The sequence below is a fragment of the Pseudomonas sp. LB3P25 genome (assembly GCF_054897985.1).
This window is the reverse complement of record NZ_CM142711.1, coordinates 3,262,201-3,280,712: the sequence shown is the minus strand read 5'-3', so window position 1 is coordinate 3,280,712 and position 18,512 is coordinate 3,262,201. Positions and strand designations below refer to the sequence as shown.

Here is an 18,512-nt window from a genome sequence, read left to right as displayed (position 1 = left end):
CCCGATGAACGCCCTCCTGCCGCCCGAGCCGGGCATCCGTGTCAGCCTCGCCGAGCTGATCGAGATGCGCCATCGCGTGCGTGAAGTGCAATTGTTTTCCACGCCGAGCCAGCGCAGCCCGCTGATCGGCCTGCACCACTCCAAACTGCGCGGCCGCGGGGTGGACTTCGATCAGGTACGGGTCTATCAGGCCGGCGATGACGTGCGAAGCATCGACTGGCGCGTCACCGCACGGACCCAGGAACCCCACACCAAGCTGTTCCATGAAGAGCGCGAACGGCCGATTTTCATCATGGTCGAGCAAAGTCGCCGGCTGTTTTTCGGCTCGGGGCTGATGTTCAAATCGGTGCTCGCCGCCCAGGCCGCGAGCTTGATCGGCTGGGCCGCGCTGGGTCATAACGATCGGGTCGGCGGACTGGTGTTCGGCAACAACGAACACTATGAAATCAAGCCACGACGCAGCAAACAGAGCCTGCTGCAGTTGCTCAACCGTCTGGTGCGGGTCAATCAGTCGCTGCACACGGAAAACGAGCCGGACCGGGACGCCTTCAACATTGCCCTGCGCCGAGCCCGGGAAGTACTGCGTCCCGGCAGTCTGGTGATCGTGATCTGCGACGAACGCACCCTGACCGAGGGCGCCGAACAACAGCTGAGTCTGTTGTCGCGGCATTGCGATCTGTTGCTGCTGCCGGTGTCCGATCCACTGGATCACGCCCTGCCCGCCGCCGGGCTTTTACGCTTCGCCGAACGCGGTGCGCAACTGGAACTCGACACCCTGAATTTCGAGCTGCGCCAGACCTATCGCGCCCAGGCCGAAGCGCGCATCGCTCGCTGGGAATTGCTGGCGCAGAAGCTGCGGGTATTGCTGATGCCCTTGAGCACCCAGAGCGAGATGGTGGAACAATTGCGCGAGTACCTGAACCCGCAGAAACCGGGGAAAGGCCGATGAGCAGCCTCGAGCAACTGCAACCACTGATCTCCCCGCCACCGATCGAATTCTGGCCACCGGCACCAGGGTGGTGGCTGTTGCTCTTGCTACTGCCGCTCATCGGTTTCGGTCTGTGGAAGGCAAGGCGCTTTCTTCCAGACACGCGCCCGATCGTGCGCGCCGAACAACCGCTGGACCCGGTGCGCCTTGCCGCGCTGGCCGAACTGGCGCGGATGCCCAAACCCTACGACGGCGCGCCGGCCGGCGCCTGGTTGCAGCAACTCAACGGTTTGCTCAAACGCCTGTGCCGCAACCACTACCCCTACAGCCAGAGCCATACCCTCAATGGGCGCAAATGGCTGGCATTCCTCGACAATCGTTGCCCGGCCGCCGGCTTGACCCGCTGGATGGTGCTGGTCGAAGGCGCCTACAAACCCGAATGCAAACTCGACGACAAGGCCATTGCCGGCCTGACACAAGCGGTCGACACCTGGATTCGTAAACATGTTTGAGTTCGCCTGGCCGTGGATCTTTGCCCTGCTGCCGCTGCCCTGGCTGATGCGCATCGTGTTGCCTGTCGCCGACAGTGGCGAGCCGGCGCTCAAAGTCAGCTTCCTCGGCGACCTCGAAGGCCTGGCCCGCCGCCGCGCCCGGGCCAACCTGCCGGCCTGGCGCCAACAGGCACCGTTCATTCTGCTGTGGCTGTTGTTACTGATCGCGGCGGCGCGCCCGCAATGGCTCGGCGAACCACTGCCCATCGCCGCCAGCGGTCGCGATCTGCTGGTGGCGGTCGACGTGTCCGGTTCGATGGATTTCCCCGACATGCAATGGCAGGACGAAGACGTCAGTCGACTCACACTGGTTCAGCACTTGCTGGGTGACTTTCTTGAAAGTCGCGACGGCGATCGCGTCGGCCTGATCCTGTTCGGCAGCCAGGCGTATCTGCAAGCACCGCTGACGTTCGACCGGCACACGGTGCGCGTGTGGCTCGACGAAGCGCGGATCGGCATCGCCGGCAAGAACACCGCCATCGGCGATGCCATCGGCCTGGCCCTCAAACGCCTGCGCCAACGCCCGGCACAAAGTCGCGTACTGATTCTGGTCACTGACGGCGCCAACAACGGTGGCCAAATCGACCCGCTCACGGCTGCGCGGCTGGCGGCTAATGAAGGCGTGAAAATCTATCCGATCGGTATCGGCGCCGATCCGGAGCAAAGCGGCACTTTGGGTTTCCTGGGGGTCAACCCGAGCCTCGACCTCGATGAACCCTCCTTGATGGCAATCGCCGAAGCCACGGGCGGCCAGTATTTTCGCGCCCACGATGACAAGGAACTGCAAGCGATCAAGGACACCCTCGACAAACTGGAACCGGTGACCCAGCAACCGACTCAGGCCCGCCCGGCTCAGGCGTTGTACCACTGGCCTTTGGCAATAGCGTTGCTGTTGAGCATGCTGTTGGTGGTTCGCGAGCGCTGGCCTGACAACCCGTTGCAGCGACTGTTTACCAAGGATCTGTTTTTGCAAACGCAACTGCCCGATTGGCGCCAGCGGCTTAAACGCCTGCGTCTGCGGAGGCGCCGATGAGTGCACTCTGGCCGTACTTGTTCCGCCCCTGGTGGTTGCTGTTGCTGCCAATGCTCGGCTGGTTGCTCTGGCAGCTCTGGCATCGGCAGAAACGCGCCGGTCGCTGGCAGATGATTCTGCCACCGGCCTTCCATGCAGCGTTGCTCAGTGGTGGCAACGGTCGCGACAGCAAAATGCCGTGGATCATCCTGGGATGTGCCTGGGTGCTGACCGTTCTGGCGTTGCTCGGGCCGAGCTGGGAACGTGTCGAGCAAGCCAGCCAGAAACCCGCCGATCCGTTGGTCGTGATCCTTGAGCTGACCCCGGAAATGCTCGCCACCGACGTGCCACCCAACCGACTGGAACAGGCCCGGCGCAAGCTGTTCGACCTGCTGGAGAACCGCAGCGATGCCCAGACCGCGATCGTCGTCTACGCCGGCAGCGCTCACACGCTGGTGCCTCTGTCGGATGACCTGTCGACCAGCCGCAATCTGCTGGCTGCCCTCAAGCCTTCGTTGATGCCCGAGACGGGGCATCGTGCCGATCTGGCGGTGGCCAAGGCCCTTGCACTGCTGGATCAGGGCGCCCTCGGCGACGGGCGGGTCCTGCTGATCGGTTCAACCTTGACCGAACAGGAACGCCAAGGGATTAGGCAGGCTCTGGACGGTAAGTCGACACAATTTCTGATGCTCGGCATCGGCACTGCCGAAGGGGCGCCGATCACCCAGGAGGACGACAGTTTCCTGAAGGACGACCAGGGCGCGATTCTGGTGCCACATCTGGACGAGCCAAGCCTGAAAACCTTTGCCAACGACCTGGACGGACGCTATCGCCACGCACGCCTGGACGATACCGACCTGCGCGCCCTCGGTTTGCTCGACGGCCCCCGCGCACTGCGCAACGACGGCCAGACCCTGCGCCTCGACACGTGGGCCGATCAAGGTTACTGGCTGTTGCTGCCACTGTTGCTGCTGGCGGCCTGCGCCGGTCGTCGCGGCTGGTTGTTCTGTCTGCCATTGCTCTTGCTGCTGCCACAACCGAGTTATGCCTTCGACTTCAACGATTTGTGGCTGCGACCCGACCAACAGGGTCTGATCTTGCTGAAGCAGAAGCGCTCGGCCGAGGCTGCGCAGCATTTCGAAGATCGCCAATGGCAAGGTGTGGCGCTCTACGAGGCCGGCGACTACAGCGGCGCCGCCCAGCGGTTCGCCGAAGGCAGCGACGCCCACGCCCACTACAATCGTGGCAACGCCCTGGCCAAAAGCGGTGAATTGGAAGCGGCGCTGGACGCCTACGAACAGGCGCTGGAACGCCAACCGGATTTGCGCCCGGCCCTGACCAACAAGGCGCTGGTGGAAAGTCTGCTCAAGCAGAAAAACACTCCACCGCCCGTCGCTCCAGACAAAAACGCTGGTAACGAGACCGAGCCCCCCACGCAAGAACCACCGCCGGGCGCGGCCACGCAACCGTCGGATAAGGGCGAACCGAAAACCGACGGCGAACAAGGCACAAAGGACTCCGAGCAACCGCGCACAACGCCGCCGAAAACCGGCACCAATGAAGTCCCGGGCAGCGAACTGGGGGATGAAGACAGCACCCGACCACCGATGCGCCCGGCCAGCGACAGCATCGATGGTGAACAGCGCCAGGCGCTGGAGCAATGGCTGCGCAAGATCCCGGACGACCCGGGTGAATTGCTCAGGCGCAAATTCTGGTACGAACAGCAACAACATCAGGATCAGGGAAAAACTCGATGACCCGCTTCACCGCCTTCTTGCTCGCACTGCTGCCCGCCCTGTTGTTCTGCACTGTTCAGGCACAGGCAGCCGGGCTGGTCGCCAGTGTGGATCGCAGTCGCCTGAACAGCGGCGAGACGATTGAACTGACCCTGGAATCCAACGACGTGACGCAGTTCGGCAAGCCTGATCTGACACCGCTGGAGCCGCTGTTCGAAGTGCGCGGCACCCGTCAGGTCAACCAGTTGACCACCCTGAACGGCGCCAACCGTGCGACCACCCGCTGGATCATCACCCTGCTGCCTCGGCAGAATGGCAGCGTGATGATTCCGTCACTGCAACTGGGTGACGTGCAGAGCCAGCCAATCACCGTGCAAGTGGTCGAGACCGAAACCCAGGACAGCCCGACCAAACGGGCCCCGGTGTTCATCGACGCCAGCCTCGATCAAAACAGCGTGTACGTGCAAGCCCAGGCGATCCTGACCTTGCGCATCTACCATTCGGTGTCGCTGTACGACGACAGCAGCCTGCCCCCCTTGCAAATCCCCGATGTGCGCATCGAGCAGCTGGGCGAGGCGCGCACCTACGAGAAAGACATCAATGGCCTGCGCCACGGCGTGATCGAGATGCGCTACGCGATCTACCCGCAACACAGCGGTGAGTTGGTCATTCCACCGCAGATATTCAATGCTGCACTCGTGGACGCACAACCCGCCAAGGACGCCGCCGCGCAGGCACCGAAATCCGGCAAACTGATGCGGGTCAGCTCCGCCGAGATTCTGCTGACGGTCAAGGCCAAACCCATCACCTACCCGGCCGACATGCCATGGCTGCCGGCCCGCAGCCTCAGCCTGAACGAAAGCTGGAACCCGGAACCGGATCATGCACAGGTGGGTGATTCGTTGACCCGCAGCCTGACGGTGAAGGCTGAAGGCCTGGCCAGTTCGCAATTGCCGCCGCTGCCCGCCACCGACGTCAACGGTTTGCGGCGCTACCCGGATCAACCGGTGCTGGGCAACCAGAACAGCGAGCGCGGGCTGATCGGCAGTCGCGAAGACCGTGAAGCCCTGGTGCCAACGCGCAGCGGCGCAATCGAGTTGCCAGCGGTTGAAGTGGTCTGGTGGAACACCTTCGAGGACCACCTGGATCACAGCAGCCTGCCGGCCCAAACCCTGCCAGTGGCGAACAATCCGAGCCTGATGGTCGACACCCCGGCCGGCATGCCACAAGTCTTTTCCGCGGCCGACAACGAAGCCCTCTGGTGGTGGAAGCTCAGCACCCTGGTCCTGGCCTGCACCACCCTGCTGGGCTTCGGTCTCTGGTGGCGCGCCCGCTGGCAACCGGCGATCCTGCGCGCGGCGCAGACCGGCCCGAGCCCGCGCACCGTGCTCGACGATCTCAAGCGCGCCTGTCAGGCCAACGACTCCCACGCCACCCGCCAGGCCCTCGACGCCTGGGCCCGGCAACAACCGGAAACCCTGGCCGATATGGCGGCGCGTTTTGTGCCGCTGTCCGACGCCCTCGACGGCCTGAACGGCGCGCTCTACAGCGAAACCGGCCAGCATTGGCAAGGTGAAGATCTGTGGCGGGCGATTCGTACGATCCCGATTGCCGAGCGGGTTCAGGACCTGGTGGGCGACAGTGGCCTGCCGCCGCTTTATCCGAAGTAACGGTCCCTAGCTGTCGAGATGGAACTCGGCGGCCAAGTGAATGGCCTGTAAAAAAGCGCTGTCGTGGGAGACGACAATCAATGCCCCTTGGTACTGATTGAGCATCTGCTCCAGCGCAATTTTACTGGGCAAGTCCAAATGGTTGTCCGGTTCGTCCAGCAATAGCAATTGCGGTGGCCGCTGTGCATATAACTGCGCAGCCAGTGCTATTTTCAGGCGTTCGCCGCCACTCAACTGACAGGTCTTGAGCATCGCACGATCCGCATCAATGCCCATCTGCGCCAACCGGGTTCGCGCCTCGGCTTCGGGCAACTCCGGATTACTCTCGTAGAGCCATTGCACCGCTGTGCGTTCGGGGTACTGTAATCCGGCGTGTTGATCCAGCCAGCCAACATGGCAACTGCGGATGAGTTCGCCTTCTCGCACCGGCAGTTGGCCGGCGATCATTCGCAACAGGGTCGACTTGCCGCTACCGTTGGCGCCCAGGATTGCCATGCGCATAGGCCCCGTCAGCGTCAGATTGACCGGCGCCGCGTAACCGAACGGGAGAATGACGTCGTTGAGCTGCACAATCAGCTTGCCATTGGGCACTACGCTTTCCGGAGACAACATCATGCGTTGAATGTCTGGCGCGCACCGTGCACGGGCCTCGGCGATCCGTTGTTGCTGCTGCTCCCGGGCCACCTGTTGATTGAGGCGCAGTTTTCCCTGACTGTTTTCACTGCGTTCTTTCTGGGCGTTGGTGATCAGCTTGGTCTGATTGCCGTCACGGGCCTGACGGTCGCCGCGCGCATTACGCCGTTGCTGACGCTCCATCTGCACGGCCATCTCACGTTGCTCGCGCTTGGCCTGTGCCCGCTCCCCTTGCAATGCCGACTGGAACGACTGCTGTTCTTGCTCGCGTGCCGCCGCATACTGACTGTAGTTGCCGCCATAAACCGCCAGCCCCAAGGGTGAAAGCTCGACAATTTCGTTCACGTGCTCCAGAAGGCCCCGGTCGTGGCTGATCAATACCAGGCCGTTGGGCCAGCGATCGATCTGCTGCGATAACTTGTGTTGCTGATCAATATCCAGGTGGTTGCTGGGCTCGTCCAGGATGAGCCAGTCGGCTCTGGATAACCACGCCCCCAGCAACGCCACCTGTTGCCGTTCGCCACCACTGAGTGCGTCGGTGCGCGCGTCGGCATTCAAATGACCCAGGCCGATCTGCTGCAGCTCCGCCTCAAGGCGTGTGGCGCAATCCCATTGATCGACCGCCAGCGCATGATCCTCATCGTCGACGCTGCCCTGAGTAATGCGATCCAGCGCCGCCAGAATAGGGGCGACACCGGCCAGCGCGGCAACGCTGGGATAGCGCTCGGGTTCCAGTAACTGCGCCACGGCGTAAACCCGCCCTTCGCGACGGACGATGCCGCTTGTGGGCAGTTGCTCCCCCGTCAGGAGCCGGCCAAGCAAGGACTTGCCACAGCCATTGGCGCCCACGATGCCGGTGGCCCTGGTACTGAAGGTGTGGTTCAAGTGATCGAACAGAACGCGCCCGTCGGGCAGGTTGAACGACACTTGATCAAGTTGAAGTAACCGTTGGGTCATGACGCCTCCTTAAACATTAAAACTCCCTGATGTTGCGCAACAGCGTTCGACTGCCCTCTACCCTACTGAAGCTGCACCACATAATCGACAGGCAATCCTTCAAGGCTTTCAGCATCCCCGATCGTTTGCCAGTAAACTCTCTCCCCTTTCGCCGCCCTCATTTTCTACGCGGCCATTACCTTATTTCCTACGGAGTTCACCTTGCGTCTGTTTCACACCTCCGACTGGCACCTTGGGCAGAACCTGCACGGCCAGGAACGCGATTTCGAGCACGGCTGTTTCCTTGAATGGCTGTTGCATCAGCTAAAGCTGGACCAGCCTGATGTGCTGCTGATCGCCGGCGATATCTTCGACACGGTCAACCCGCCGGTCAAAGCCCAGGAGCGTCTCTACGATTTCATCGTCAGCGCCCATGAACAACAGCCGAAGCTGACCATCGTGATGATCGCCGGTAACCATGACTCCGGTTCGCGGATCGAACTGCCCGCGCCGTTGATGCGGCGTTTGCGCACTCATGCCCTCGGTCGTGTGCTGTGGCTGGATGACGGTCAACTCGACGCCGAGCGCCTGCTGCTGCCATTGCCGGACGCCAAAGGCAAAATCGTCGCCTGGTGCCTGGCGCTGCCTTTCTTGCGACCTGCCGAAGTGACCGGCGCGCACTTGGGCGACAACTACCTGCGCGGTATCGGTCAGGTTCACGAATGGCTAATCGAAGCTGCCAATGCCAAACGCAAGCGGGGCCAGGCACTGATTGCCATCAGTCATGCACACATGGCCGGTGGCTCGGTGTCGGAAGACTCCGAACGCAGCCTGATTATCGGCAATGCCGAAGCGCTGCCCGCCAGCCTGTTCGGGGCGAGCATCAGTTACGTCGCCCTCGGTCACTTGCACAAGCCGCAGAAGGTCAATGGTGAAGAGCGCATCCGCTACAGCGGTTCGCCGATTCCGTTGTCGTTCTCCGAGATCGGCTATCAGCACCAGATTCTCGACATCAAACTCGAGGGCGAAACCCTGGTCAGCGTCGACCCCAAACTGATCCCCCGTGCAGTGAATCTGCAACGCATCGGTCCCGCGCCATTGGCGGAAATCCTGCTGCAACTGGCCGACTTGCCGAACATCGACCTGCTGGCCGATACCCAGCGCCAGCCGTGGCTGGAAGTTCGGGTGCGTCTCGATGAGCCGCAACCCGACTTGCGTTATCAAGTGGAAAGCGCCCTGCAAGGCAAAGCCGTGCGTCTGGTGCGAATCGCCGCTGAATACGCCGGCAACGGCAGCCGCGATGGCGTGGATGACGGCACGACCTTGATCGAACTCGACCAGCTCTCACCTCAGGAACTGTTCAGCCGCGCCTGGCAGGACAACTACGGTAGCGAGGTCGACGAGCAAACCCTCAAGGACTTCGCCGAGCTGTTGCAAGACGTGCAGATGGAGAGCGAACAAGCATGAAGATCCTCGCGATCCGCCTGAAAAACCTCGCCTCACTGGCCGGGCCCTTTGAAATCGACTTTACCGCTGAACCGTTGGCCAGCGCCGGTCTGTTCGCGATTACCGGGCCGACCGGCGCCGGCAAAAGCACCTTGCTCGACGCCTTGTGCCTGGCGTTGTTCGGTGCTGTGCCTCGGCTGAGCAATGCTCAGGTGTCTGCCAAAGCGCCTGACGCCGACGGCGACATCAGCACGGGCGACCCCCGCACGCTGCTGCGTCGCGGCACGGGTGAAGGTTATGCCGAAGTCGATTTCGTTGGCATCGATGGCCGTCGCTACCGCGCTCGCTGGGAGGCTAATCGCGCCCGCGAGAAGGCCGGCGGCAAGCTGCAAGCCAGCCGTCAGAGTTTGCGCGACATCGATCTGGATCAACTGCTGGCCAGTCAGAAAGTTGAATTCAAAATCCAGCTCGAATCCGTACTGGGCCTGAACTTCGAGCAATTCACCCGCGCGGTGCTGCTGGCCCAGAGCGAATTCAGTGCTTTCCTCAAGGCTAACGACAACGAACGTAGCGAACTGCTGGAAAAACTCACCGACACTGCGTTGTATACGCGCCTCGGTCGCCGGGCTTTCGACAAAACCAAAGAGGCTCGCGAAACCCACAAGCTGTTGCAGGACCAGGCCACTGGCGTGACGCCATTGTCGCCAGAAGCTCGGGCAGAGCTCGATGAACGCTTCAACGAGGCTCAGCAACAACTCAAGACCCAGCAAGCGCAACTCAAGCAATTAGAACTGCAACACACCTGGCTCAAGGAGCTGCGCCAGTTGCAGGACGAGCATAAGAACGCCACCGAGCAACTGCAATCCGCCCAGCAGCACTGGAACAGTTTGGCCGGTGAACGTTTGAAGCTGACTCGCCTGGAGCAACTGGCCCCGCAACGGCACCAGTTCGCCCGCAAGACCGAACTCACTGCCCAGCTCACACCGCTGGCCGCGCAGATTCAGCGACACACCCAACAGCAAATCGAACTGAATGAGCGTCAGGCGCAACTCGAACACAGCCTGAGCGCTGCGCAGACCGCACTCGTCGAAGCCCAAAGCCAACACACCACCAGCGCTCCACTGCTGCGTCAGGCCTTTGAAGAGCAAAGCACTCTCAGCCGGCTGGTCAAAGACGCCGGCCTCAGTGCCGACCTCAAGCAGCAGACCGAGCTAGCCTGCACTCAGGGGCAAAACACGATTCAAGGCTTGCTCGACCAACAGAAACGGGTCGCCGAACGTTTGCAGCGGATTGCCGGGGAGCTTGAGCAAAGTACGCATCTGGCGCCGTTGAGCGATGCCTGGAACGCCTACCGTGATCGCCTGCAACAACTGATGCTGATCGGCAATCGCCTGAACAAGGGCCAGGCCGAACTGGCCGCCCTGGAACAAAGCGCCGCTATCGCTGCCGAGGATCTGTCGACCCAGCGCCAGAGCCTTGAAGTGCTGTACAAGGAGGCCGGCGCCGAACCGGAGGCGGTCGCCGAGCAGATCCAGATTCTCGGGAGTCTGTTGCAAGACAACCGCAAGCAACAGCGGGCCTTTGAAGCGCTGGCACGCCTGTGGGCCAGCCAGCAGGAACTGGACCAGCGCGCGTCCGAACTCCAGCAGCGTCAGCTGATCGCTCAGCAAGCGCGTGAGCGTCTGACCCAGGACGGTGTGAAAGCCAAGAACGAATTGGTTGTTGCCGAACAGACCCTGACCGTCACCCGCCAACTGCTGGAACGCCAGCGCCTGGCCCGTAGCGCCAGCGTCGAAGAACTGCGCGAGCAGTTGCAGGACGATCAACCGTGCCCGGTCTGTGGCAGCCCCGACCATCCTTATCATCAGCCCGAAGCGCTGCTGCAAAGCCTGGGTCGGCATGATGAAAGCGAACAGGCCAACGCCCAGAAAGCCGTCGACCTGCTGAAAGAAAAACTCACTGACCTGCGCGCTGAAGTGGGCGGCGTGATTGCACAGCAAAAGGAGTTGCTGCAACAGCAAGAACACCTAGCGACTCAGCAGCAGAGCCTGGCACCGAGCCTTGAAGCACATCCGTTGTCTGCGCAGCTGCTAACGCAGGACGCGCTTAAACGCGATGCCTGGCTGGCGCAGCAAAACAACCAGTTGAACCAAAGCATCACTCAGGACGAACAACGGCAAACCGCCCTGCTCACCCTGCAGCAAGACGCTGCGCGCCTTCAACAGCAACTGCGTAGCGCTGAAGCGGCGAGCCAGCAAGCGGCCCAGCACCTGGCCAACCAACAACGTGAGTTGAGCAGTGATCGCCAGCGTCTGGACGAGGAGTTGACGGCGTTCAGCACCCTGCTCCCGACCGATACGCTGCAAGCGTTGCGCAACGAACCGGCCGCGACCTTCATGCAACTGGACCGGCAGATCGCCCAGCGCCTGGAACATCTCGATCAGCAACGCGATGAACTCAGCGAACAGCAACAACGGCAGCAGACGCTGGAGAAAGAACAGGACCGCCAACTCACTCGCATCCAGCAGTTGGAAACGGCCCGCCAGCAGTTCACCACCCTCGCCGACCAGCAACAGGCCTGCCAGCAAAAACTCACGCAATTGCTCGGCGAACACACCAGCGCCGAGCAGTGGCAGCAGCAACTGGATCAAGCCGTCGAACAGGCGCGCAATGCCGAAGCGACGGCCAATCAGGAACTGCAAACCGTGCGTACGCGGCTGGTGCAACTGGGCGCCGAACTCAAGGCCCAGCAAGAACGCTCGCAAGCACTGGAAACCGAAGATCGCGAGCTGAGCGGCAAGATTGGCGACTGGCGCGCCTTGCATCCGGAGCTGGATGACGGCGGCCTGGAAGCTCTGCTGAGCGTCGACGACCAACAGGTCAGCGAGCTGCGCCAACAGTTGCAGCAAAATGAAAAAGCCATTGAGCAAGCCAACGTGCTGCTGCGGGAGCGGGATCAACGACTGCTCAATCATCAAGCACAGCACAACGGCAATCTCGACGCCGAACAACTGGCGACGGCACTTGCCGAGTTGCAAAACCTGTTCACCGCCAGCGAACACCGTTGCGCAGAACTGCGCGCCGAACAGGCCGAGGATCAGCGCCGGCAAAACGCCAATCAGGCCCTCGCGCAGCAGATCGCCGACGCCTACACCGAATACCAGCGCTGGGCACGTTTGAATGCACTGATCGGTTCGGCCACGGGCGACACCTTCCGCAAGATCGCCCAGGCCTACAACCTCGACCTGCTGGTGCATCACGCCAACGTTCAGTTGCGGCAATTGGTGCGGCGCTATCGCCTTAAACGTGGCGGTAGCATGCTCGGGTTGTTGGTGATGGACACCGAGATGGGTGATGAACTGCGTTCGGTGCATTCGTTGTCCGGCGGCGAGACGTTCCTGGTGTCGTTGGCCCTGGCGCTTGGTTTGGCGTCCATGGCATCGAGCACGCTGAAAATCGAATCGCTGTTCATCGACGAAGGCTTCGGCAGCCTTGATCCGGAATCCCTGCAACTGGCCATGGACGCTCTCGACGGCTTGCAGGCTCAAGGCCGCAAGGTCGCAGTGATTTCCCACGTGCAGGAAATGCATGAACGGATTCCGGTGCAGATTCAGGTCCACCGTCAGGGCAACGGCCTGAGTACGCTGGAGGTGAAATGAATACGTTGTATTCCTTCCGCCGCTGCCCCTACGCGATGCGGGCGCGCATGGCCCTGCGCTACTCCGGCGTTGCGGTGAACATTGTCGAGGTCAGCCTGAAGGCAAAACCTGCCGACATGCTCGCGCTGTCGAGCAAAGGCACGGTGCCGGTGCTGAGCGTTGACGGTCAGGTGATCGATGAAAGCCTGGCGATCATGCACTGGGCGTTGGCGCAGAACGATCCGCAGGATTGGTTGCTCAAGGATGACCCTGTCGGGCAGCCACTCATCGCCGGGTTGATCGAAGAAAACGATCAGGTGTTCAAGGTGCACCTGAATCACTACAAGTACGCCGAGCGATACCCCGAGCAGCTGATGACGTTTTATCGCGCCGAGGGCGAGGTGTTTTTGCGCAGGCTCGATGAGTTGCTGGAGGGACGCGACTACTTGCTGGCCGAGCATCCGAGTCTGGCGGATGTGGCGCTGATGCCGTTCGTGCGGCAATTCGCACATGTCGATCGCGAGTGGTTCGGGCAGACGCCCTATCAGCGTTTACAGGGCTGGTTGCAGCGGTTTCTGGAGTCAGACCTGTTCTCATCAATCATGAAGAAGTAACCGATCCTAAAGGGGCAAAAAACCTGTGGCGAGGGGATTTATCCCCGTTGGGTCGCGAAGCGGCCCCCAGCGTCCATTCAAACAGACTGAGTCTCGCGGATTTACGACTGCTTCGCAGCCGCACGGGGATAAATCCCCTCGCCACAATGGACCTCATCGCTGCCGGCATTTACGCCAACACTTCACACATCTGCAACACCGAGCAATCCACCTGGAACGGCCCGAAGAAATCGTTCTGGCGTTCGATTGGCGGATTGCCGGCCAGCAGTCCCAAAGCCTTCGCGGTTTCAATGTTACGAGCAAGGTTGTGATTGGCTTCGATAGTCCGTGCCACCGAGCCCGCCGAGCCCTGTCCGATCCCTAACAAGGACGATCCATTGGTCATGAACGCCAGGAAGGCGATGACCCAAAGTCTGTGCCCTTTCATGCTCCGGCGACTCCTGCGAGTTCAACCTGATCAACCATCGCGTTTTGCGAACGGTATTCAAACTGGATGCCGGGATGAGCGACTTGAATCGGCGCTTCAACAGGTTGTTGCGATTGAGGCGAGAGGCTGAAAACCAGCACCATGGCCACGTAAAGACCGATGACCAGGTAGGCGCCGTGTTTGGCAGAAGTGAGGATTGCGCTGGCCATGATGTTCTCCGCAGGCATGTTTCGATGCCCACAGAATCGATCAAAAAAGCGGTGATAACCACTCAGGGTTATCCATAGTGACCATCAGCTTCGTTGATCATTAAGCCAGTCTATTTCAGTCTTCGATAAAACTCATCGAGCGCTCGCGGGCTGCATCCGGCTCGTCTGGAACGGGCTGGGCAGCCGAAAGAATGGGGGTGGAATACAGAAACAGAAGAACCACGGCCAGACGCATTGCCATGCTGTCGATCCTTAATATGAGAAGGAGTCAAAAAATCAGCGTCAAATTTAAACTTATGGCCATGTGATATCAAGCAATACATTGATAGCAATATGATGCTGTCGTAAACGCGTTATGCAGGAGCGACATCACTCTTGGTTTCTCGACGCTTTTCAGCTCGATCGACGCAAGTGACTTCGCTCCTGCATAAACGGTGCAGGGTTCAAATTTCAGGCTTGGGTCTTGTGATCCAGAGCCGCGTAAAAGTTGGCGCTCTGTTGCAGGTATTTCTGGGTGTAGCTTTGGGCGTGGGATTTTTTGTCGCTGATTTCAACGTGGGCGCTGGCTGGCAGAGCAACGGTGGCCGAGATGGCGGAAGCAGCGATGACGGAGAAGAGATTGAAGTTCATGGTGGTATTCCTCGGATTCAGTTGGCTTGCATGCCCGGTGGGGCCGTGAAGCAAACTTAACCTTGGAGGGTTCACGCCTGAAATCCTTTGTAGCATTAGCAGATATCAGCGTCATTAATAGAAGGATGCAGGCCCCATCAACCGGGGCCTGCGGCCTATTGACGCACCATAAACTTGAGGTCGCTCGGGGCATCCATCGGCAGTTTTTGCACGGTTTTACCCAGCAGTCCTGTCTTTGAATCGCGCTCGACGACGACAATCTGGTTGCTTTTCTGATTGGCGATCAACAAGAACTTGCCACTCGGATCGAGGCTGAACTCGCGCGGGTGATCACCTTCTACGGAACGGCGCTGCAGTTCCTTGAGGTGCCCGGTCGCAGGATCGATGGCAAACACCAGCAACTGATTGGCGGTGCCACGGTTGCTGACGTAGAGGAACTTGCCATCGCGCGACGCGTGAAGCGCAGCGGTCGCCTTGTCCGAAACGGGCTGTCCCGTCGCCAACTCGACCATTTGCGTTTGCTCAAGTTTGCCGTCCTTGTAATCGAACACCGCGACCTGTGCGCTCATTTCCATGGTCAGCCACGCGTGCTTGCCATCGGCGCTGAACAGCAGATGACGCGGCCCGCTGCCGGGTGGCAACTGGACGGACGCCGGTGTGGCGGCGATCAAGGGCAGTTCCGGGTTGGCCTTGGGGTCGAAGCGGTAGACAAAGAGCTTGTCGGCGCCCAGGTCATTGGAGAACACAAACTTGCCGTCCGGCGACGAAACCGTCGAATGCACGTGCGCCGACATCTGCCGCTCGGGATTGACCCGGCTTGATGGATGGCTGCTCAGCTGAACCACGGATTTGAGCTTGCCGTCGGCGCCGACCGGCAACACCGCCAGGGTGCCACCCGGATCTTCAGCCACGCAATAGTTGCTGACAAACAGGTGACTGGCTTCAACGCTGAGGCTCGAATGAGTCGGCTCGTTGCCCAGACTCTGCACCTGATTGATCAGGCTCAGCGCATGGGTCTTTGGATCGATCGCATAGCTGCTGACGCGCCCTACCGGGTCCTTTTGTCCCGGACCGTTTTCATTGACCACGAACAGGTGCCGCTGATCCCTGGACAGAGACAGCCAGGATGGATTTTCGCTCTTGACCACTTGCAGCGGTTTGGCATCGATCTGCCCGGTAGCGCTGTCAAAGTTCAGCCGATAAATCCCTTGGCTCTGACCGGCTGTGTAGGAACCGACCAGCAACTGATAGTCGTCGGCCGAGGCAGCCTGAAAGCCCATCACGCCGATGCTGCCGGCGATCAACAGTGGCCAGAGCTTACACATCCTCATTCACTTCTTCCTCGTCGTCATCACCGCGGAACGCGGTCATGCACACCAGCCGGTGCTCGCCGGAACTGCCGGTGATCAGCCAGCTGTCCAGGGTTGGATCGAAGGTTGCGGCCTGGACCTCGGCCGGGGTGAACTCCCAGTGCTTGGACACACGACCGTCCAAGCATTCGATGTGCAGGTTATCGTCTTCATCAAGGGAGAATTCGAAGGCGTGCAGCCCGTCGATTTCCACCATATCGCAGTGTTCGAGGGTGGCGAGCAAGGTGTCGGTTGCGGCAGTCATGGCAGTCAATCTTTGCATGGGAAAGATGCAATGATAGCTCAATGTCAGAGCCAGCCTGTGTTGGCCACACAACTCAAACACAACCCCCAACAAAATGTGGGAGCGAGCCTGCTCGCGAATGCGGAGTGTCAGCCGACATAATCTTTGACTGTCACACCGCTTTCGCGAGCAAGTCGAATCGTCGCACCGCCGCTCCCACAGGGGATTGTGCTCGGCCGTTACAGCGCGTTGCGGGAAGGCTGTCCATCCACCAGGCGATGAATGCGCAACGGATTGCCATTCTTCAAGGCATCCGGCAGCAGGCTGTCGGGGTAGTTCTGGAAACACACCGGGCGCAGGAAACGATCGATGGCCAAGGTGCCCACCGACGTGCCGCGAGCATCGGAAGTTGCCGGATAGGGACCGCCGTGGACCATCGAATCGCAGACTTCCACCCCGGTCGGATAACCGTTGAGCAGGATCCGTCCGACCTTTTGTTCCAGCAACGGCGTCGCTCAGTGAACTACTCGAAGTCCGCCGGCTCGCCAATGATCGTCGCCGTCAGTTGCCCGTGCAGGCCGTTCAACGCGGCACTGAGTTGCGCCTGATCGACGACTTCGACGAACACCGTGGTCGGGCCGAACACTTCTTCCTGCAGCACTTCATCGCCATTGATCAACAGGCTGACATCGGCTTTGAACAATTGCGGCCGGGCCTGATTACCCTGCTGCGGCTGGCCGGCCAGGTGCTCGATGCCCGGATGAGCAAGGAGTTTTTGCAAGCCTTGGCCATAGCTGCTCAAGGTCCCGGCGTTGAGCATGGTTTGCGCCGGCTGATCGCCGATGAGACCCGCGACCTGTTGCACGAACGCGCTGAACTGTGGCGAACGAATACCGATCACCAAACCGGGATTGGTGCAGAACTGACCGCAGCCCTGAACCACCGAAGCGGTCAGGTCGCGGGCGACGGTTTCTGCCCGAGCGGCCAACGCCTGCGGCAACACAATCACCGGGTTGATGCTCGACATCTCGGCAAACACCGGAATCGGCTGTGGACGTGCGGCGGCCATGTCGCACAACGCCCGGCCGCCCTTGAGCGAGCCGGTAAAACCGACCGCCCGAATTGCCGGGTGCTTGACCAGCGCTTCGCCGACTGGACCCGCATCGGTCGCGGCATGCCGACCATCGTCGACCGGCAACCGTCCGGCCGTTTCCTGATGGAAGAGTTCTATTACGCCGGTGGCCTGCCAGCGGTATTGCGCCGCCTCGGCGAAGCCAACCTGATTCCGAATCCGAATGCCCTGACCGTCAACGGCAAGACCCTCGGCGAGAGCACCAAGGACGCACCGATCTACGGCCAGGACGAAGTGATCCGCACCCTCGACAACCCGATCCGCGCCGACGGCGGCATCTGTGTGTTGCGCGGCAACCTGGCGCCAGCCTTCGGCAGCTCCTGCGGGGTCCGGTATGACGAGGAATTTTCGGCGTGCTCGGTCGGTGTAGGAGCTGGCGCAGCCTGCGATCTTTTCAAGGGCTGGATCGCCCTCCGCTCGCGCCTGTTATCATGCGCGGCACCCCATCCCACAGGATCGCGCCGTTCCCCATGGATTACCGCAAACCTTCCGACCGCAAAAGCATGCACTCGCGCATCGTCCAGGAACTGGGCATGCAGATCGTTTCCGGACGCTTCAAGCCGTGTGACAAACTGCCCGCCGAAGCCTTGTTGTGCGAAGAGTACGCGGTCAGCCGGCCAGTCCTGCGCGAAGCCACCCGGGTGTTGGTCGCCAAGGGTCTGGTGTATTCCCGTCCGCGAGTGGGCACGGTGGTCAAGCAGCGCAAGGAATGGCACATGCTCGACCCGGACGTTTTGCATTGGTTGATGCAAAGCAGCCCCCAGAATGAATTCTTCGACCTGTTGACCAGCGTGCGCAGCATCATTGAACCCGCTGCGGCCGCCCTCGCCGCGCAGTTCGCTACCGACGAGGACATCGCCTCGATCGGCGAAGCCTACCAGCGCATGGAAGCCGCGCCGACGCCGGAAGCCCTGTTGCAACCGGACCTGGATTTTCACAGCCGCATTGCCGATGCGACCCACAACGATCTGTTGGCCAACCTGTGCAACATGCTGTCGGTGGCCATTGCCGAAGCGTTGAAGCATTCCAACCAGCGACCGAATCTGCATGAACTGGCATTGCCCCGGCACAAGGCGATTCTGACGGCGATCGAGAACCGCGATGCGCTCGGTGCACGGCATGCGACGTTGGTGCAGCTGGATGATGCGCGTAGTGCGTTGAATGCGGTGCTGGGTACCGATCCCTCCTGATCACCATCGAACCCTGTGGGAGTGGCGGTGCGGCGATCCGACTTGCCCGCGATTGCGGAGTGTCAGTCGATACACATGTTGAATGTGTCGCCGCCATCGCGGGCAAGTCGGATCGCCGCACCGCCACTCCCATAGGGGTTCGGTGTGGAATTCGGGATCGAGTAGGA

16 protein-coding genes and 2 pseudogenes are annotated in these 18,512 nt (G+C 60.9%); 10 read left to right on the top strand and 8 right to left on the bottom strand.

The features are described 5' to 3' along the window. The first annotated feature begins 4 nt into the window (after positions 1 to 4). From ACYZTW_RS14895 to ACYZTW_RS14875, 5 genes are read left to right on the top strand one after another with little or no spacing between them, the layout of a single operon-like run. Complete coding sequence (locus ACYZTW_RS14895) at positions 5 to 949, top strand: DUF58 domain-containing protein (RefSeq protein WP_149631509.1); 945 nt, start codon at positions 5 to 7, stop codon at positions 947 to 949. Beyond that, a complete protein-coding gene (locus ACYZTW_RS14890; protein ID WP_462005507.1) occupies positions 946 to 1,440 on the top strand; it encodes a DUF4381 domain-containing protein in 495 nt (164 codons plus the stop codon). The genes ACYZTW_RS14895 and ACYZTW_RS14890 overlap by 4 nt, the downstream gene beginning before the upstream one ends. Continuing rightward, on the top strand, positions 1,433 to 2,512 hold the full coding sequence (locus ACYZTW_RS14885; RefSeq protein WP_462005506.1) for a vWA domain-containing protein: 1,080 nt from the start codon (positions 1,433 to 1,435) through the stop codon (positions 2,510 to 2,512). The genes ACYZTW_RS14890 and ACYZTW_RS14885 overlap by 8 nt, the downstream gene beginning before the upstream one ends. Further along, complete coding sequence (locus ACYZTW_RS14880; protein ID WP_462005505.1) at positions 2,509 to 4,248, top strand: tetratricopeptide repeat protein; 1,740 nt, start codon at positions 2,509 to 2,511, stop codon at positions 4,246 to 4,248. The genes ACYZTW_RS14885 and ACYZTW_RS14880 overlap by 4 nt, the downstream gene beginning before the upstream one ends. Beyond that, complete coding sequence (locus ACYZTW_RS14875) at positions 4,245 to 5,897, top strand: BatD family protein (protein ID WP_462005504.1); 1,653 nt, start codon at positions 4,245 to 4,247, stop codon at positions 5,895 to 5,897. Before ACYZTW_RS14880 ends, ACYZTW_RS14875 begins: the two co-directional genes overlap by 4 nt. Positions 5,898 to 5,903: 6 nt before the next feature. On the opposite strand, the gene ACYZTW_RS14870 is transcribed toward ACYZTW_RS14875, so the two are convergent. Further along, a complete protein-coding gene (locus ACYZTW_RS14870) occupies positions 5,904 to 7,487 on the bottom strand; it encodes an ABC-F family ATP-binding cassette domain-containing protein (RefSeq protein WP_462005503.1) in 1,584 nt (527 codons plus the stop codon). A gap of 201 nt (positions 7,488 to 7,688) precedes the next feature. Here ACYZTW_RS14870 and ACYZTW_RS14865 point away from each other — a divergent pair, with 201 nt between their 5' ends. The 3 genes from ACYZTW_RS14865 to ACYZTW_RS14855 are packed head-to-tail and all read left to right on the top strand — an operon-like array spanning position 7,689 to position 13,164. After that, complete coding sequence (locus ACYZTW_RS14865; protein ID WP_462005502.1) at positions 7,689 to 8,933, top strand: exonuclease SbcCD subunit D C-terminal domain-containing protein; 1,245 nt, start codon at positions 7,689 to 7,691, stop codon at positions 8,931 to 8,933. Beyond that, positions 8,930 to 12,571: an AAA family ATPase gene (locus ACYZTW_RS14860; RefSeq protein WP_462005501.1), complete on the top strand. Its 3,642-nt coding sequence runs from the start codon at positions 8,930 to 8,932 to the stop codon at positions 12,569 to 12,571. The genes ACYZTW_RS14865 and ACYZTW_RS14860 overlap by 4 nt, the downstream gene beginning before the upstream one ends. Then, positions 12,568 to 13,164: a glutathione S-transferase gene (locus ACYZTW_RS14855; protein ID WP_462005500.1), complete on the top strand. Its 597-nt coding sequence runs from the start codon at positions 12,568 to 12,570 to the stop codon at positions 13,162 to 13,164. Before ACYZTW_RS14860 ends, ACYZTW_RS14855 begins: the two co-directional genes overlap by 4 nt. A 169-nt stretch (positions 13,165 to 13,333) precedes the next feature. Here the strand turns inward: ACYZTW_RS14855 and ACYZTW_RS14850 are convergent, their stop codons facing one another. The 7 genes and pseudogenes from ACYZTW_RS14850 to ACYZTW_RS14820 form a co-directional block, all read right to left on the bottom strand. Continuing rightward, positions 13,334 to 13,591, bottom strand: coding sequence for a hypothetical protein (locus ACYZTW_RS14850; RefSeq protein WP_462005499.1), 258 nt, complete (start codon positions 13,589 to 13,591; stop codon positions 13,334 to 13,336). Next, complete coding sequence (locus tag ACYZTW_RS14845) at positions 13,588 to 13,800, bottom strand: hypothetical protein (protein ID WP_462005498.1); 213 nt, start codon at positions 13,798 to 13,800, stop codon at positions 13,588 to 13,590. The genes ACYZTW_RS14850 and ACYZTW_RS14845 overlap by 4 nt, the downstream gene beginning before the upstream one ends. Positions 13,801 to 13,915: 115 nt before the next feature. Beyond that, positions 13,916 to 14,041 (bottom strand): hypothetical protein, encoded by a 126-nt coding sequence (locus ACYZTW_RS14840; RefSeq protein ID WP_462005497.1) that lies wholly within the window; start codon positions 14,039 to 14,041, stop codon positions 13,916 to 13,918. A gap of 209 nt (positions 14,042 to 14,250) precedes the next feature. Further along, positions 14,251 to 14,430: a hypothetical protein gene (locus ACYZTW_RS14835; protein ID WP_462005496.1), complete on the bottom strand. Its 180-nt coding sequence runs from the start codon at positions 14,428 to 14,430 to the stop codon at positions 14,251 to 14,253. Between the two features lie 155 nt (positions 14,431 to 14,585). After that, the gene (locus ACYZTW_RS14830) at positions 14,586 to 15,755 is read right to left on the bottom strand and encodes a lactonase family protein (RefSeq protein WP_462005495.1); all 1,170 of its coding nucleotides are present in this window, start codon (positions 15,753 to 15,755) and stop codon (positions 14,586 to 14,588) included. Continuing rightward, complete coding sequence (locus tag ACYZTW_RS14825) at positions 15,748 to 16,044, bottom strand: DUF5629 family protein (RefSeq protein WP_462005494.1); 297 nt, start codon at positions 16,042 to 16,044, stop codon at positions 15,748 to 15,750. Before ACYZTW_RS14825 ends, ACYZTW_RS14830 begins: the two co-directional genes overlap by 8 nt. A 218-nt stretch (positions 16,045 to 16,262) precedes the next feature. Beyond that, positions 16,263 to 17,182 (bottom strand): annotated as a pseudogene (locus ACYZTW_RS14820) (aldehyde dehydrogenase family protein); the annotation flags it as partial. On the opposite strand from ACYZTW_RS14820, the pseudogene ACYZTW_RS14815 reads away from it, so the two are divergent. Next, positions 17,168 to 17,461 (top strand): annotated as a pseudogene (locus tag ACYZTW_RS14815) (dihydroxy-acid dehydratase domain-containing protein); the annotation flags it as partial. The pseudogenes ACYZTW_RS14820 and ACYZTW_RS14815 overlap by 15 nt on opposite strands. Before the next feature lie 164 nt (positions 17,462 to 17,625). Then, a complete protein-coding gene (locus ACYZTW_RS14810) occupies positions 17,626 to 18,345 on the top strand; it encodes a FadR/GntR family transcriptional regulator (RefSeq protein ID WP_178122760.1) in 720 nt (239 codons plus the stop codon). The last annotated feature ends 167 nt before the right edge of the window (positions 18,346 to 18,512 follow it).